A 15075-nucleotide genomic window follows, 5' to 3' on the forward strand; every position below is an offset into this window, starting at 1 on the left:
TGCGGAGTGCCGCACATTGCACGGTGCACATTGCACGGCTTTCCACGGGTACGCACACCCCGCCACGCCCGTCCCCGCCCGCGGCATGTCACGGATGCCGGGGGCTGTCTCGTCCCAGAGACGAGAGCAGGTCGTGGAATTCAGGAAGGTGATGGTCATGCGGGTGTTCGTGGCGGGCGGGACCGGGGTTCTGGGGCAGCGGCTGGTGCCGCAGCTCGTCGCCCGTGGTCACCAGGTGACGGCTACGACGACGAGCGCGGCCAAACTGGGTCTGCTGCAGCGACTCGGTGCGGACGGCGTCGTGATGGACGGGCTGGACGCGGTGTCGGTGGGCGAGGCGGTGGCGGGTGCCCGGCCCGACACGATCGTCCACCAGATGACCGCGATCTCCGTGGCCCACGCGGGCAAGCCCGACATCAAGCATCCGGACCGGTGGTTCGCCACCACCAACCGGCTGCGCACCGAGGGGACGGACCATCTGCTGGCCGCGGCCGAGGCGGCCGGTGTCTCCCACGTCGTCGCCCAGGGCTACGCGAGCTGGAACGGCATCCGCGAGGGCGGCTGGGTGAAGACGGAGGACGACCCCCTGGACCTCATGGAGGGGACGGCGGCCCACGGCGGCATGCTCGCGATGCGCCACGTCGAGGACGTCGTCCTCAAGGCCGGCGGCGCGGTCCTGCGCTACGGCGCGTTCTACGGCCCCGGCGCCACCGACGACCAGGTCGAGCTGGTGCGCAGGCGGCAGTTCCCGCTGGTCGGACGGGGGACCGGGCACAGTTCCTGGGTGCACCTCGACGACGCGGCGAGCGCCACCGTCCTCGCGGTGGAGCAGCGGGTGACGGGTGTGTTCAACGTCGTCGACGACGACCCCGCCCCGGCCTCCGCGTGGCTGCCGCACCTGGCCGCGTGCGCGGGGGCGAAGCGGCCGATGCGGATCCCCGTGTGGCTGGCGCGGGTGCTCGCCGGGGACCAGGCCGTCGTGATGATGACCGAGGGCCGCGGCTTCTCCAACGCCAAGGCCAGGCGCGAGCTCGGCTGGCAGCCCGGCCACCCCTCGTGGCGGACCGGGTTCGAGGAAGCGCTGACGTGACCCGCACCGAGGAGTTCGAGGAACTGAGGCCCCTGCTCTTCGCGATCGCCTACCGGATCCTCGGCAGCGTGGCCGAGGCCGAGGACGCGGTCCAGGAGACCTGGCTGCGCTGGGCGGCCTCCACGACACAGCCCCGGTCGGTCCGGGCCTACCTCGCCGCCGTGGTCACCCGGATCTCGATCGACGTCCTGCGTTCGGCCCGGGTCAAGCGCGAGGAGTACGTCGGACCCTGGTTCCCGGAGCCCCTCCTGGACGACCCGTACGAGGATCCGGAGCGGTCGGCGGAACTGGCCGACTCGCTGTCGATGGCCGCGCTGCTCCTGCTGGAGCGGCTGAGCCCGCTCGAACGTGCTGTCTTCGTGCTGCGCGAGGTCTTCGGGTTCGGGTTCGCAGACATCGCCACGGCAGTCGGGCGCTCGGACGCGGCCTGCCGTCAGCTCGCGGTACGGGCGCGCCGCCACATGGACGCGGGCCGGCCCCGCTTCGAGGTGGACCGCAGGGCGCGCGAGGAACTCGCCGGGCGCTTCTTCGACGCGTTCCGGGAGGGCGACGTCGACGGGCTGCGGGAACTGCTCGCCGGTGACGCGCAGTTGGTCGGCGACGGGGGCGGCAAGGCGCCGCAACTGGTGGGCGGCGTCTTCGGCGCCGACAACGTGGCCCGGCTTCTGGCCGCGTTCGCCCCGGGGTTCGACCGGGTCGGGGTCACGCTGCGGCAGCACGAGGTGAACGGCCTGCCGGGGGCGGTCCTGCGCGACCGGGACGGCAGGGTCGTCGGCATCTGGTCGCTCGAGACCCTCGACGGGCGCGTCGTGACGATCCGCTCGGTCATGAACCCCGACAAGCTCACCCACATGGGCCCGTTGGCGGACGTCTGGGCCCTCGCCGCCGAGGCGGGGGGAGACGAGGGGTGGCCGCCGCGGGGGTGAGGAGAGAGGGGCGATGGGCCGTTCAGCCCTGATCGGGGTCGGAGGGGACCGGCCACGCGGCGGCCCACCGCCTCACGGGTCTCATCGAGGCGGGCCGCCGATGTTTCGGCGGCCCGCCTCCGGAGCACTCGTGGGCTGAAGGGCGGCCACCGGACGCGCCCACCGTGCCGTGGCACACTTTTGCAAGCGGCTGCTTGCAAAAGTTAGCGGGGATGCGGCAAGGTGGAGCCATGGCATCGCTCAACGTCGGCAATCTTGGTGAGTATCTGCGGGAACAGCGGCGCACCGCGCAGCTGTCCCTGCGGCAGCTCGCCGATGCCGCCGGGGTGTCCAATCCGTATCTGAGCCAGATCGAGCGCGGGCTGCGCAAGCCGAGCGCGGAGGTGCTCCAGCAGGTCGCCAAGGCCCTGCGCATCTCCGCCGAGACGCTGTACGTGCGGGCCGGGATCCTCGACGCCGAACGGGACCGGGACGAGGTGGAGACGCGTGCCGTCCTCCTCGCCGATCCCACGCTGAATGAGCGGCAGAAGCAGGTGCTGCTCCAGATCTACGAGTCCTTCCGCAAGGAGAACGGATTCGAGATCACGCCGGCGGACGAGACCGCTCACGTCACCGAGGTGCCAGGGACCGACGAGGACCCCGGCTCCGGCGTGCCCGCGGCTCAGGACATACCGGGCGCCCAGCCTGCACAGGACACCGCCGTCCGCGGCCCCCGCACGGCCGACGGCAACGATGCCGGTCCGCAGCAGAACGCCAGTTGACCACCTGCGTGCGGACCACAAAAACCCTCAGCTGACAGCGATTCACGGGAGGACCACCGTCATGGCCATCACCGACGACATCCGCAAGGCCGCCACCGACCCGACCCCGCTCTACTTCCTGGCCGGCACCGCCGACCTCGCCGTGCAGCAGGCGAAGAAGGTCCCCGGCCTGGTGGAGCAGATCCGCACCGACGCTCCGGCGCACATCGACACCGTGAAGAACATCGACCCGAACGCCGTGCAGGAGAAGGCCTCCGCCCGCGCCAAGGAGGCGCAGGAGAACCTGCAGACGAAGGTGACGGAGTTCATCAACTCCCTCGACACCGACCTGAAGAAGCTCGGTGAGTCCGCCCAGGACTTCGCCCTGCGCGGAGTCGGCGTCGCCGCCGAGTACGCCGTCAAGGCCCGGGAGACGTACGAGAAGGTCGCCGAGCACGGCGAGCTGACCGTGCGCACCTGGCGCGGTGAGGCCGCCGAGGAGATCGAGGACTTCGCCATCGCGGTGGAGCCGAACGCCGAGCCCGGCGAGATCAAGACGCAGCCGAAGCCGGTGGTCGTGGCCGAGGCCGCGCCCGCCAAGAAGGCCCCGGCGAAGAAGGCCCCCGCGGCCCGCAAGCCGGTCGCCAAGAAGACCACTCCGCCCGCCAAGTAGGCGAGCGGCTTCCGTGCCCGGCCCGTCCTCGGACGGGCCGGGCACTCTCGGAGTTCCCGGCCCGTTCTGCGGGTACGGTGGCGACAAGACGACTAGACCCGGGCGGTGGGCATTGTGCTGATGACGGCATTCGGCGGCCTCATGTGGCTGATCTTCACAGCCATGCTGGTGCTCGCCGTGGTGGCGCTGGTGATGGCCGTGGTCGCCCGCGACGACGCCTATCGCGCCGCCGAGAAGCAGAACAAGATGTTCTGGCTGATCATCCTGGGCATCACGGTTGCCGTGAACCTGCTGGTTCCGATGCTGTTCCTGCAGATCGCGGGCCTGATCGCCACGATCGTCTTCTTCGTCGACGTCCGTCCCGCCCTGCGCCAGGTCTCCGGAGGAGGCCGTGGCCGCCGCGGCGGAAGCAGCAGCGACGGCCCGTACGGCCCCTACAACGGCGGCCGCTAGAGCCTCGGATGCCCCGCCGCCGGACACCGGCGGCCGGCGGACCCTCGCGCCTCGACGCCACTCACCGGCGGCCGGCAGACCCGCGCGGCCCGCTGCCGCACGCGGGGGGCCGGTAGGGCGCCCAGGTATCGCAGCCGCACACGGGCGGCCGGTAGAACCCCTTTTGCCGCCCCTCATGCCTCGCTGGCGCACATCGGCGGCCGTTCGGATCGGCCCGTCCTGTCCAGGCCGTCCGGGCCGTCCATACGGTGTCGGGCCGTCGGACCTCAACCCGTTGTGCCCCGCCCCGCGGCGGAGGGCGACGCAGCAACCCCCGCCGCGCGACGCGGCCGCTACGGCTTCCGGTCGAGCAGCAGGACGGCCACGTCGTCCGCCAGCTCCCCGCCGTTGAGCTCGCGCACCTCGCTCACCGCGGCGCGCAGCAACTCCTCGCCTTCAAGGCCCTGCGCGAGCTGTCGGCGGACCATGTCCACCATGCCGTCCTGGCCCAGGCGTTCGTTGCCGACGCCGGTGTGGCCCTCGATCAGACCGTCGGTGTAGAGCATCAGGCTCCACGCCGCGCCCAGTTCCACCTGCATGCGCGGCCAGCGGGCGTTCGGCAGCAGACCGAGCGCCGGGCCGTTGTTCTCGTACGGCAGCAGCTCCGCGGGCCGGCCCGGGCGGGCGATCAGCGGCGACGGGTGACCGGCCAGGCAGAGCCCGGCGCGGCGGCCGTCCGGCGCGATGTCCACCGTGCACAGCGTCGCGAAGATCTCGTCGCTCTCGCGCTCGTGCTCCAGAACCTGCTGGAGCGTCGAGAGCAGTTCGTCACCGCACAGGCCCGCGAAGGTCAGCGCGCGCCAGGCGATACGCAGTTCCACGCCGAGCGCCGCCTCGTCGGGCCCGTGCCCGCAGACGTCGCCGATCATGGCGTGCACCGTGCCGTCGGCCGTGCGCACGGTGTCGTAGAAGTCGCCGCCGAGCAGCGCGCGGGAACGGCCCGGGCGGTAGCGCGCGGCGAACCGCAGCGAGGAGCCCTCCAGCAGCGGAGTCGGCAGCAGGCCGCGCTCCAGCCGGGCGTTCTCCTGGGCGCGCAGCCGGGACTCCGTGAGTCGTCGCTCGGCCTTGTCGGAACGTTTCCGCTCCACCGCGTACCGGATCGCGCGGCTCAGCAGCCGACCGTCCAGCTCGTCACGGAAGAGGTAGTCCTGCGCGCCGACCCGGACGGCCTCCGCGCCGGTCTCGGTGTCGCCGGACGCGGTGAGCGCGAGGACGGCGTGCCGGGGCGCGAGCTCCAGGACGTGCTTGAGGGTCGCCAGCTCGTCCGCGACGTCCGTCGCGCGGCCCGGCGCGGGCAGCGCGAGGTCGAGCAGGATGCAGTGGACGTCATGGGTGAGCAGCCGCTCGGCCTCGGTGAGGTTGCGGGCGGTGCGGATCCGGATCGGCCTGCCGGCCGCGTCGAGCATTTCGGGCACCCCGAGGGCACCCGCCGGGTCGTCCTCGATGACCAGGAGGGTCAGGTTGGTGGTGCTGTCGGCCGGGGCCGTGGCGGCACGAGGTGCCGGTGCTGTACCGGCGAGGCCGCCGGTTGGGTCTCCGGATGGGCCGCCGGGTGAGAACACGGCTTGAGCCTGACCACTTTCCACGGCCGGGATCGCTCTCTGCCGCGGTACGGGTACGGGCATCGTCTGGGTTCCTTCCCTCCCCCCGAGGGCGTGGTGGGGCGAAGGACCTCGACCCACCGACGGGGACCATAGCGCCCGTCGGTGCCGCAACGGAATGGCGTACGGCACGGCGTACGGCGAAGGGCCAGCGTCATATGCCGCATCCCGTACCGCATTTGGACAGGACGCGGTCCCGTCAGGGATGACGAAGGTCACGTCCCCGGGGACGGGGGGCCGGGGCAACGGTGCGGTGGGTCACGTGCGGTGGGTCACTCGCGACCGGCGTGCGTGACGGGCCGTGTGCGCGGCGACGGCGCGCGGTCGCCGGGTGCGGCCGGTCACGTGCGCTGCGTCACGCGCGATGCGCCCCGCCCCGTCGGGTCGCCACCCGCAGCGGCACCGGGGGTCGCCGTGGCACCGGGTTGCTCGGGTGCGCGGTCTCGCCGCCCTAGGCGTCCGGTCGTACGACGCCCAGGATCTGCATCGAACCGGCCCCCGTGATGGTCACGTTCCGGCCGGGCCGGGGGGCGTGCACGATGGCGCCGTCGCCTATGTACATCCCGACGTGGCTGGCGTCGTCGAAGTAGATGACGAGGTCGCCGGGGCGCATGTCCTCGACGGCCACGTGCTTGAGCTGCTTCCACTGCTCCTGCGAGGTGCGGGGGATCGGGTGGCCGGCGGTGGCCCAGGCCTGCGAGGTGAGCCCCGAGCAGTCGAACGAGCCCGGTCCCTCGGCGCCCCACACGTATGGCTTGCCGATCTGGTCCGTCGCGTACTTCACGGCCTTCTTGCCCTCCGCGGACGCCTCGCTCTTGATGTCCGCGAGGACGCCGGAACTGAGCCAGACCGACTGTGCCTGGTACGCCGCCTGCTCCTCCAGCTTCGCCAGCCGCTCCTTCTCCTTCTTCTCCAGCTGGGACTCCAGCTGCTCGGCGGCGGCGATCCGCTTCGTGATCTTCTTCTTGGCCTCGGCCCTGGCCTCGCGGTTGGCCTCCAGCTTCTTCCACTGCGCCGAGGCGTCCTTCTCGTACTGCTTCAGGTCCTGCTGGGTGCGCGCCATCTCGTCCAGCAGCCCCTTGGTCGCGTGCTCGCCCGCCCGCACGCGGCCGGCGCCGTCCAGGAAGCCCTGCGGGTTGTCGCTCAGCCACAGCCGGGCCTCGGGAGGCAGGCTGCCGCCGCGGTACTGCGCGCGGGCCGCGGCGCCCGCGCGGTCCTTCAACTCGTCCAGCTTGGCCTGGCCCTTGACGATCTCCCGGGCCAGGTCGACGATCTCGGCCGACTGCTTGTCGGCCTTCTCCTCCGCCGCGTTGTACGCGTCGGTGGCGACCGCCGCGTCGTGGTAGAGCTCGTCGAGCTTCAGGCGGACCGCCTCAAGCTCCTTGGTGCTCACCGGCTTTGGTGTCGCGGTCGGAGTCGGCGTGGGCGTCGGGGTCCGGGTGGACGTCGGTTTCGGTGCCGGGCTCGCGTACGCCACTCCTGGTGTCGCCAGCACTGCGCAGGCACATGCGCAGGCCAGGAACAGGGTCGCCGTCGTCAGGCTCCGCTTGCCGGATCCCATTGCTCCGCCCCCTACCTGATTTACCGTCAGTAACTTCCGGACGCCTCGGGGATCGTGCCATGTCGCCGCGCAATGCGACAGAGCCGGGCAAGAACTCCCTTCCCACCGGCCCCGCCCGGCATGACGATCTCGTCGCCCGGCCTGTGTGACGTGCGACTCGTCGAGATCGTTCCCGCCCGTTCGCGGACGGGTCGGTTCCGGCGGCGGGTCAGAACCGCGGCTCCAACGCCTCCCAGCGCACCGTCACTTCGCCTTGGCGCCGACGCGCGATCCCGTCCGCGACCGGCCAGTCGGCCGACAGGTCGCGGACCGCGCGTATCCAGCGCTGCCGGGCGCCGTACGACGCGTACGGTGCGGCGGCCGCCCAGGCGCGGTCGAAGTCGCGCAGGAAGGCGTGTACGGGCTCGCCCGGGACGTTGCGGTGGATGAGGGCCTTGGGCAGCCGCTCGGCCAGGTCGGACGGGCGGTCGAGGGAGCCGAGCCGGGTGGCGAACGTGACCGTGCGCGGACCCTCCGGGCCGAGGGCGACCCAGACGTGCCGGCGGCCGATCTCGTCACAGGTGCCCTCGACGAGCAGTCCGCCCCGCGAACCCTGCCCCGCCGGCGCGAGCCGTGCGCACAGCCGTTGCCAGACCTCGGCGACCTGCTCCTCGTCGTACTGGCGGAGCACGTTCGCCGCGCGGATCAGGGTCGGACGGCCCGGCACCGGGACCTCGAAGCCGCCGTGCCGGAAGGCGAGTCCCTCGCGCTCGTACGGCAGTGCGGCGGTGACGCGGGCCGGCTCGATCTCGACGCCGAAGACCCGGGTGCGGGGGGCGGTGGTGCGCAGCCGGGCCAGCAGCTCGACCGCGGTCCACGGCGCCGCCCCGTAGCCCAGGTCGACCGCGACGGGGTCCGGGGACCTGCGCAGCTCGGCGCCGTGCGTCGCGGCGATCCAGCGGTCCATGCGCCGCAGCCGGTTGGGATTGGTCGTCCCGCGCGTCACCGAACCCACGACGGGGGTCCCACCGCCCGAGCGAAGCCGAGAGGGGGAGTGGGACGCTGCGCGGGTTGCCATGCGTACGAGAGTAGGCGGCTCCGACGACGGCCGTTCCGCCCTGTGGACAACCTCCGGCCCGCCCCCACAGCCCTGTGGACAACCGTGGCGGACCCCGTGCTCCCGCCCCGCGGAACACCCGGCGGGCAGCGGGGCAGACGCACTCTCGGGTCGAACGGTTGAGCGATCGGCGGTAATGATTCGGCAAAGCGGAAATGGAGCGGAGGCCTCCGACGTTCCCCTTGCTGGAGGGCGCCCTGTGTCCTCCGAACGGCATGCCCGCAGCGAGGAGGAAACGCCACGTGAGCCAGTACGTGAGCAGGCTCGGGCGTCGCTCGGCGGCGGCGCCCTCGCGGCTCAGGCTGCACCGCAGGCCCCGCCGCGTCGCGATGCTCTCCGTGCACACCTCGCCCCTGCACCAGCCCGGCACGGGCGACGCGGGCGGCATGAACGTCTACATCGTGGAGCTGGCCCAGCGGCTGGCCGCGATCAACATCGAGGTCGAGATCTTCACGCGCGCCACCACGGCCGCGCTCCCGCCGTGCGTCGAACTGGCCCCCGGCGTCCTCGTCCGGCACGTCGACGCGGGCCCCTACGAAGGCCTCGCCAAGGAAGATCTCCCCGCCCAGCTGTGCGCCTTCACGCACGGCGTCATGCAGGCGTGGGCCGGTCACCGCCCGGGCTACTACGACCTCGTTCACTCCCACTACTGGCTCTCCGGCCACGTCGGCTGGCTGGCCGCCGAACGCTGGGGCGCCCCCCTCGTCCACGCCATGCACACGATGGCCAAGGTCAAGAACGCGTCGCTCGCCGAGGGCGACACCCCCGAGCCCGCCGCCCGCGTCATCGGCGAGACCCAGATCGTGCGCGCCGCCGACCGCCTCATCGCGAACACCGCGGAGGAGGCCGACGAACTCGTGCGCCACTACGAGGCCGAGGCCGGCAACGTCGCCGTGGTGCACCCCGGCGTCAACCTCGACCGCTTCCGCCCCGCCGACGGCCGCGCCGCGGCCCGGGCCCGCCTCGGCCTGCCGCAGGACGCCCTGATCCCCCTCTTCGCCGGCCGCATACAGCCGCTGAAGGCCCCCGACGTGCTGCTGCGCGCGGTCGCCGTGCTGCTCGACGAGCGGCCCGAGCTGCGGCGCAGGATCGTCGTCCCGGTGGTCGGCGGCCCGAGCGGCAGCGGGCTCGCCAAGCCGGAGGGGCTCCAGAAGCTCGCCGCGCGGCTGGGCATCGCCGACGTCGTGCGGTTCCGGCCGCCCGTCGACCAGGACCAGCTCGCGGACTGGTTCCGGGCCGCGTCCGTCCTGGTGATGCCCTCCTACAGCGAGTCCTTCGGGCTCGTCGCCATCGAGGCGCAGGCGGCCGGTACGCCGGTGCTCGCCGCCGAGGTCGGCGGTCTGCCGGTGGCCGTCCGCCACGGGGAGACGGGTTTCCTGGTCCCCGGACACCATCCCGCCGACTACGCGCGCGTGCTGGGCCACTTCGCGGACGACGCGAGCCTCCCGGACCGGATGGGCGCCGCGGCGGCCCGGCACGCGGAGTGCTTCGGCTGGGACACCGCGGCCGCCGCGACGGCGGACGTCTACGCGGCGGCGACCCAGGAACACCGGCGCCGGTTGCGGGCGCACCACGCCTGAGACGAGTCGGGTCCGTCCCGCCGGTGACCGGGGTGCGGTCGTGCCCCGGAGGGGTTGAGCCGCGTCCGGGGCGGTCACGTACGCTCGCTGCATGGCTGACGCAGCGTCGATCATCGAGCAGGTCCTCACCGAGGCCGAGCTGGAGTGGGAGAGTCCCGCGGCGGGCTCGTACGTGGTGAAACTGCCCGGTACCCGCAAGCTCTCCACGACGGTCTCGCTGATCGTCGGCAACCACTCGCTGTCGCTGAACGCCTTCGTGGTCCGCCACCCCGACGAGAACCACGCGGCGGTCCACCGCTGGCTCCTGGAGCGCAACCTCAAGCTCTACGGGGTCTCCTACGCGGTCGACTCCCTGGGGGACGTCTATCTGGTCGGCAAGCTGCCGCTGGCCGCCGTCACCCCCGACGAGGTGGACCGGCTTCTCGGCTCGGTCCTCGAAGCCGCCGACGGTTCGTTCAACACCCTCCTGGAGCTCGGTTTCGCCTCCGCGATCCGCAAGGAGTACGACTGGCGGGTGTCCCGCGGCGAGTCGACCCGCAACCTGGACGCGTTCACGCATCTGACCGAGCGCCCCGCCAACTGACGCTCCTCGCCCTGCCATTGACCTGTGCGCGACCCCTTCCGGTGCGCAGGGTCCTCGTGGCATGCTCGCCGCCGACGCAGATCTGAACGTCGTTCACATCCATGAAAAGCGTGTTGGGTCGGACGAGCACCATGGAAGGGCGGACGGGCATGAGCAACAGGCACCGGAACAGCGGACGCGCGGGGATGACCAGACGGACCCTGCTCGGCAGCGCCACGGCCGTGGCGGCCGTCGGCGTGACCGGCACGGCGACGGGGACGGCAGCGGCGGCGGGGACGGCCGCGGCGACGGCGGGGAGCCCGCCGAGCGCCCCAGCACGGCACGGCGAAGTACCGGCGATCTGGCGCGAGTTCACCCGCTCCCCGTTCACCCACCCGCAGATCCCGTACGTCGGCAGGGCCGGCCTCGGCGGCGGAGCGGCACGCCTGCCCCGGCACCGTGTCGTGACCGACGTCCGCGACCACGGCGCCTTCGCCGCCGACGGGACGACCGACTGCGCCCCCGCGATCAACCGTGCCATCGCCGCCGCCGGAAAGGCCGGCGGTGGCACGGTCACCATCCCGCCAGGGACCTACCGCATCGACGACCTGATCCGCGTCGGCCACTCGAACGTGGTCCTCCGGGGCGCCGGCAGCGGCCGTACGACGCTGCTCGCGACCAAGAACCTCACGGAGCTGATCGGCGTCTACGGATCCCGCTACGGCGGCGACAAGTCCTCCTGGTCCTGGGCCGGCGGCCTCGTCTGGCTGGCACCCACCGCCCGTCTGGACTCGCTCGTCGACGCCATCAGGGCGAAGGCGTGGCCCTTCGAGGGCTGGACGGGCAACACGCGCGACGCCTGGCAGACCCTCACCACCGTCGAGCCCGCACGTCAGGGCTCATGGACGGTGACCGTCGCGGACGCCTCCCAGCTGCGTCCCGGCGCCCTTGTCCTCCTCCGCCTCGCCGACGACGCGGACCACACCCTCCTGGAGCACATGTCGGGCGGCGGCCCCGGCCCGGAGGCGTACTACTGGGACGACAAGACGAAACTCACGTCGTACGTCCCCTACGAGTGGCCCGTCCGCGTGGCACGCGTGCGTGGCCGCAGGGTGACGCTCGAACGGCCCCTCCCGCTCGACGTCCGCCCCGAGTGGGACCCCCGGCTGACCACCCACGTCGAGGAACTGACCGGCTCCGGCGTGGAAGGGCTGACCCTGGAGGCCGTGGAGACACCGCAGTCCCCGCACCTCCTCGACAAGGGGTACAACGGCGTCGTCCTGCAGTGCGCCTACGACTGCTGGGTCGACGACGTCACCGTGCGCCACGTCGACAACGGCTTCGGCCTCGTCGCCGCCTCCGCCTGCACCCTGCGCCGCACGCGGGTCGCGGGCCGCGGCGCGCACCACCCGTACTTCTGCCGCGAGGGCTCGCACGACAACCTGATCGAGGACTTCACCATCGAGGAGCGCACCGTCCCCGCGCCCGCCGGGACCCAGCTGCACGGCATCAACGTCGAGGGGCTGTCCTCGTACAACGTCTGGTCGCACGGTGACATGCGGATGGGCACCTTCGACTCCCACCGCGGGCTGCCGTTCGCCAACGTCCGCACCGACATCACCGTGGACAACGACGGCCGGCACGGGGGCGACGCCTCCGCCGGACCGCTCTTCGGCGCCCGCTTCACCCACTGGAACATCCGCGTCACCAACGGCCGCGCCGGCTTGATGAAGATCGACGGACTCGCCCCTTACAGCGCCACCGTCGGCGTCAACGAGGTCACCGAGTCCGACCAGATCGACGTGCCCGACTTCACCGGCGACCTGCACGCCCGCCTGGAGCTGTACGGGACGACCGACGCGGCGCGCCCGCGCAACCTGTACGAGGCCCAACGCGGCCTCCAGAGCGGGTGATCGACTTCCCAGGCGGTCGGCGGAGGGCTCACGACCGCGCGTACCGCCCCGGAGTCACCCCCACCAACCGCCGGAAATGGCGGGTGAGATGGGACTGGTCGTAGAAACCGGTCGCGGCGGCCACCTCGCCCGGCGGGCGCCCGTCGAGCAGCAGCCGGCGGGCGCGGTCCACCCGGCGGGACATCAGGTACTGGTGCGGGGCGATGCCGAACGCCCCGCTGAACGCCCGTACGAGATGGGCGGGGTGGGCGTGGACGAGCCGCGCCGCCTCGTCCAGGGCGACGCCCTCGACGAGGCGCGCGTCGAGGAGTTCGCGCAACCGGTACGCGAGCGGCCGGTCGGGGCGCGCGAGGTCGACCGCCGCGGCGGGACGCAGTCGGCCCTGCAACCGCTCCGCGATCAGCGTCAGCCTGCTGTCGGCCTCCAGCTCGTCCCCCGGGTGCGCGAGCGCGGTGTGCAGCTGCCCGACGCGCTGCCGCAGCACCGGGTCCACCAGGTCGGGTCCGTCCACGGCGGGCCCGATGAGGTCGTCGCCGAGACGCGAGCTGTCGAGGTAGAGGACCCGCTTGCGGAAACCGTCCGCGGTGGCCGGGGCGCCGTTGTGCGGGATGTGCGGCGGCAGCAGCGACACCGTGTCGTGCGGGGTGCCGTGCTCGTGCCGGTCCAGGTCGTACCGGACGGCGCCGTCGTCGACGATCAGCAGCGTCCAGGCCTCGTGCACGTGCATCGGGTACGCGTACTCGGTGTAGTGGGCGTGGAACACCTCGACGACGCCCGGGACACCCGGGCGCCACGCGGAGATCTCCCGCTGCGGGGCCATGCAAAGAACGTACAAGACCGCGGCGGCTCCCGGTCGGCAGTCTCAGTGCATGAGCAGTGTGAGCAGCATGAACGTCTCCGACGACGCACCCGTCCGCTTCGACACCAAGATCGCTGTCGTCCTGCGCGACGACCTGGAGCCCTGGCAGCGGCTCAATGTGACCGCCTTCCTCGTCAGCGGCCTGGGCACGGCCGTCCCCGAGGTGGTCGGTGAGCCCTACGAGGACGCCGACGCGGTCGCCTACCTGCCGATGTTCCGCCAGCCCGTCATGGTCTTCGAGGCGTCCAAGGAGACGCTGACCGCCGCGCACGGCCGCGCGCTCTCCCGGGCGCTGCCCAGGGCGCTCTTCACGTCCGACCTGTTCGCCACGGGCAACGACCGTGACAACCGCGCGGCCGTACGGGCCGTGCCGACCGGTGACCTGGACCTGGTGGGCCTCGCGGTGCACGGGCCGCGGAACGCGGTGGACAAGGTGGTGAAGGGGGCGCGGATGCATCCGTGAGGTCTTCGGGCCGGGGTCGTCCCGCCCCGGAGACGCCGTGGCCGCTGTCCGCTGCTCAGGCCGGGGTGGACTCCGTACGGAGGGGCGGTTCCGGTGCCGGTGTCGGGGCGGCCTCCAGGGCGGGGCCGCAGCCCACGGCGGCAGGGCCGACGTCGACGACAACCGCGTCCGCGAGGGATGCCGGACGGGGCTCGGGCACGGGCACGGACTCGCGCGCGGAGGTCCGTACGCCCTGCGCGACCGGCTCTCGTACGGCCGCCGCAACCGGTTCCCGCACGGCCGCCGTCGCCGGTTCCCGTACGGGCTCCCGGACCGGGTCCTCCGTGGGGAGCCGGCGCATGAGCAGGGCGTAGCCGAGGCCCGCCACCGTGCCGACCACCGCGCACAGGCCCCAGAGATAGGCGGCGCCGAAACGGTCGATGACGAGGCCGGACATCACGGGGGCGACGAGCGAGGCGAGCGCCCAGGAGAGGGTGTACATGCCCTGGTAGCGGCCGCGGCCGTGGACGGGGGAGAGGCGGACGACGAGCCCGGTCTGCGTCGGGGCGTTGACGATCTCGGCGAGGGTCCACACGCAGACGGTCAGGGTGAAGACCCCCACCGACCCGGCGAAGGCGGTGAGCCCGAACCCGTATCCGGCGAGGATCGACGAGACGACCAGCAGCCGCCGGGGGTCCCGGTGCTCGATGAAACGGGTCACCGGGATCTGGAGCACGACGATCATCACGCCGTTGACCGCCATCGCCGTGCCGTAGTCCGCCGGCGTGAAGCCGGCCTCGCCCATAGCGATCGGAAGTCCGACCGAGCCCTGCTGGAAGACCAGCGCGACGAGGAACGACAGACCGACGACACTCATGAACCGTCCATCGCGCAGCACGGTCCCGAGCCCGACGGCGGGCGCCGTCTCCTTGGCGACCTGCACCGGCTTCGACTCCGGGAGCTTGGCGAAGACGACGAACGCGCAGACCAGGGTCATGCCGGCCTCGATGAGGAAGCCCGCGAGGTAGCTGAACTCGGCGATGAAACCGGCGCCCATCGAGGAGACGGCGAAGCCGAGGTTGATGGCCCAGTAGTTGAGGGAGAAGGCGCGGACGCGGTCCTCGGGCCGGACGATGTCGGCCATCATCGCCTGCACGGCGGGCCGGGAGGCGTTGCTGGCCATGCCGACCAGGAAGGCGACCGCGGCGATGGCCACCGGGTCCTGCATGAAGCCGAGCAGCGCGACCGAGCCGGCCGTCGACACCTGCGCGACGAGCAGGGTGGGGCGGCGCCCGAACCGGTCGGTCATGACGCCGGCGACGAGCGAGGAGACGACGCCGCCGAGGCCGTGCAGGGACGCGACGAGACCGGCGTACGAGGCGGAGTAGCCCCGGTCGAGGGTCAGGTACAGGGCCATGAACGTGGCGACGAAGGCGCCCAGCCGGTTGATGAGCGTGCTGGTCCACAGCCACCAGAACTCGCGGGGGAGCCCGGACACGGTCTCCCGGACGGCACGTCTGACGACGGCGACAGGCATGGA

General features: G+C 72.4%; 14 protein-coding genes. 9 read left to right on the plus strand and 5 right to left on the minus strand.

Translation table 11 applies throughout. The annotated features are described in order from the left end of the window. Positions 1 to 151: 151 nt before the first annotated feature. From ACIRQH_RS13335 to ACIRQH_RS13355, 5 genes are all read left to right on the plus strand, one after another. Positions 152 to 1090, plus strand: coding sequence for an NAD(P)-dependent oxidoreductase (locus ACIRQH_RS13335; RefSeq protein WP_358821984.1), 939 nt, complete (start codon positions 152 to 154; stop codon positions 1088 to 1090). Beyond that, a complete protein-coding gene (locus tag ACIRQH_RS13340; protein ID WP_358821982.1) occupies positions 1087 to 2016 on the plus strand; it encodes an RNA polymerase sigma-70 factor in 930 nt (309 codons plus the stop codon). Before ACIRQH_RS13335 ends, ACIRQH_RS13340 begins: the two co-directional genes overlap by 4 nt. Positions 2017 to 2246: 230 nt before the next feature. Then, positions 2247 to 2777 carry a helix-turn-helix domain-containing protein gene (locus ACIRQH_RS13345; RefSeq protein ID WP_404225798.1) on the plus strand — a complete coding sequence of 177 codons (531 nt, stop codon included), beginning with the start codon at positions 2247 to 2249 and terminating at the stop codon, positions 2775 to 2777. Between the two features lie 61 nt (positions 2778 to 2838). Then, on the plus strand, positions 2839 to 3429 hold the full coding sequence (locus tag ACIRQH_RS13350; protein WP_358821597.1) for a hypothetical protein: 591 nt from the start codon (positions 2839 to 2841) through the stop codon (positions 3427 to 3429). Between the two features lie 114 nt (positions 3430 to 3543). Beyond that, positions 3544 to 3882 carry a DUF2516 family protein gene (locus tag ACIRQH_RS13355; RefSeq protein WP_358821632.1) on the plus strand — a complete coding sequence of 113 codons (339 nt, stop codon included), beginning with the start codon at positions 3544 to 3546 and terminating at the stop codon, positions 3880 to 3882. 332 nt (positions 3883 to 4214) lie between these two features. On the opposite strand, the gene ACIRQH_RS13360 is transcribed toward ACIRQH_RS13355, so the two are convergent. The 3 genes from ACIRQH_RS13360 to ACIRQH_RS13370 form a co-directional block, all read right to left on the minus strand. Beyond that, the gene (locus ACIRQH_RS13360; protein WP_404225800.1) at positions 4215 to 5546 is read right to left on the minus strand and encodes a PP2C family protein-serine/threonine phosphatase; all 1332 of its coding nucleotides are present in this window, start codon (positions 5544 to 5546) and stop codon (positions 4215 to 4217) included. Between the two features lie 427 nt (positions 5547 to 5973). Further along, positions 5974 to 7083 carry an NlpC/P60 family protein gene (locus ACIRQH_RS13365; RefSeq protein ID WP_388874998.1) on the minus strand — a complete coding sequence of 370 codons (1110 nt, stop codon included), beginning with the start codon at positions 7081 to 7083 and terminating at the stop codon, positions 5974 to 5976. 208 nt (positions 7084 to 7291) lie between these two features. Further along, a complete protein-coding gene (locus ACIRQH_RS13370; protein ID WP_388874995.1) occupies positions 7292 to 8077 on the minus strand; it encodes a class I SAM-dependent methyltransferase in 786 nt (261 codons plus the stop codon). A gap of 344 nt (positions 8078 to 8421) precedes the next feature. Between ACIRQH_RS13370 and mshA the strand changes: the two genes are divergently transcribed. The 3 genes from mshA (at position 8422) to ACIRQH_RS13385 (ending at position 12234) form a co-directional block, all read left to right on the plus strand. Further along, on the plus strand, positions 8422 to 9759 hold the full coding sequence (gene mshA / locus ACIRQH_RS13375; protein WP_388874992.1) for a D-inositol-3-phosphate glycosyltransferase: 1338 nt from the start codon (positions 8422 to 8424) through the stop codon (positions 9757 to 9759). Between the two features lie 91 nt (positions 9760 to 9850). After that, the gene (locus tag ACIRQH_RS13380) at positions 9851 to 10342 is read left to right on the plus strand and encodes a YbjN domain-containing protein (RefSeq protein ID WP_358821602.1); all 492 of its coding nucleotides are present in this window, start codon (positions 9851 to 9853) and stop codon (positions 10340 to 10342) included. 185 nt (positions 10343 to 10527) lie between these two features. Beyond that, complete coding sequence (locus ACIRQH_RS13385; protein WP_404225802.1) at positions 10528 to 12234, plus strand: glycosyl hydrolase family 28-related protein; 1707 nt, start codon at positions 10528 to 10530, stop codon at positions 12232 to 12234. 28 nt (positions 12235 to 12262) lie between these two features. Here the strand turns inward: ACIRQH_RS13385 and ACIRQH_RS13390 are convergent, their stop codons facing one another. After that, complete coding sequence (locus tag ACIRQH_RS13390; RefSeq protein WP_358821604.1) at positions 12263 to 13054, minus strand: AraC family transcriptional regulator; 792 nt, start codon at positions 13052 to 13054, stop codon at positions 12263 to 12265. Positions 13055 to 13103: 49 nt separating this feature from the next. On the opposite strand from ACIRQH_RS13390, the gene ACIRQH_RS13395 reads away from it, so the two are divergent. Continuing rightward, complete coding sequence (locus ACIRQH_RS13395; protein WP_358821605.1) at positions 13104 to 13556, plus strand: DUF2000 domain-containing protein; 453 nt, start codon at positions 13104 to 13106, stop codon at positions 13554 to 13556. A 55-nt stretch (positions 13557 to 13611) separates the two neighbouring features. Here the strand turns inward: ACIRQH_RS13395 and ACIRQH_RS13400 are convergent, their stop codons facing one another. Then, positions 13612 to 15072 (minus strand): MDR family MFS transporter, encoded by a 1461-nt coding sequence (locus tag ACIRQH_RS13400; protein ID WP_404225805.1) that lies wholly within the window; start codon positions 15070 to 15072, stop codon positions 13612 to 13614. Positions 15073 to 15075: the final 3 nt, after the last annotated feature.

This window comes from Streptomyces sp. NPDC102279 (genome assembly GCF_044766365.1).
Classification (GTDB): domain Bacteria; phylum Actinomycetota; class Actinomycetes; order Streptomycetales; family Streptomycetaceae; genus Streptomyces.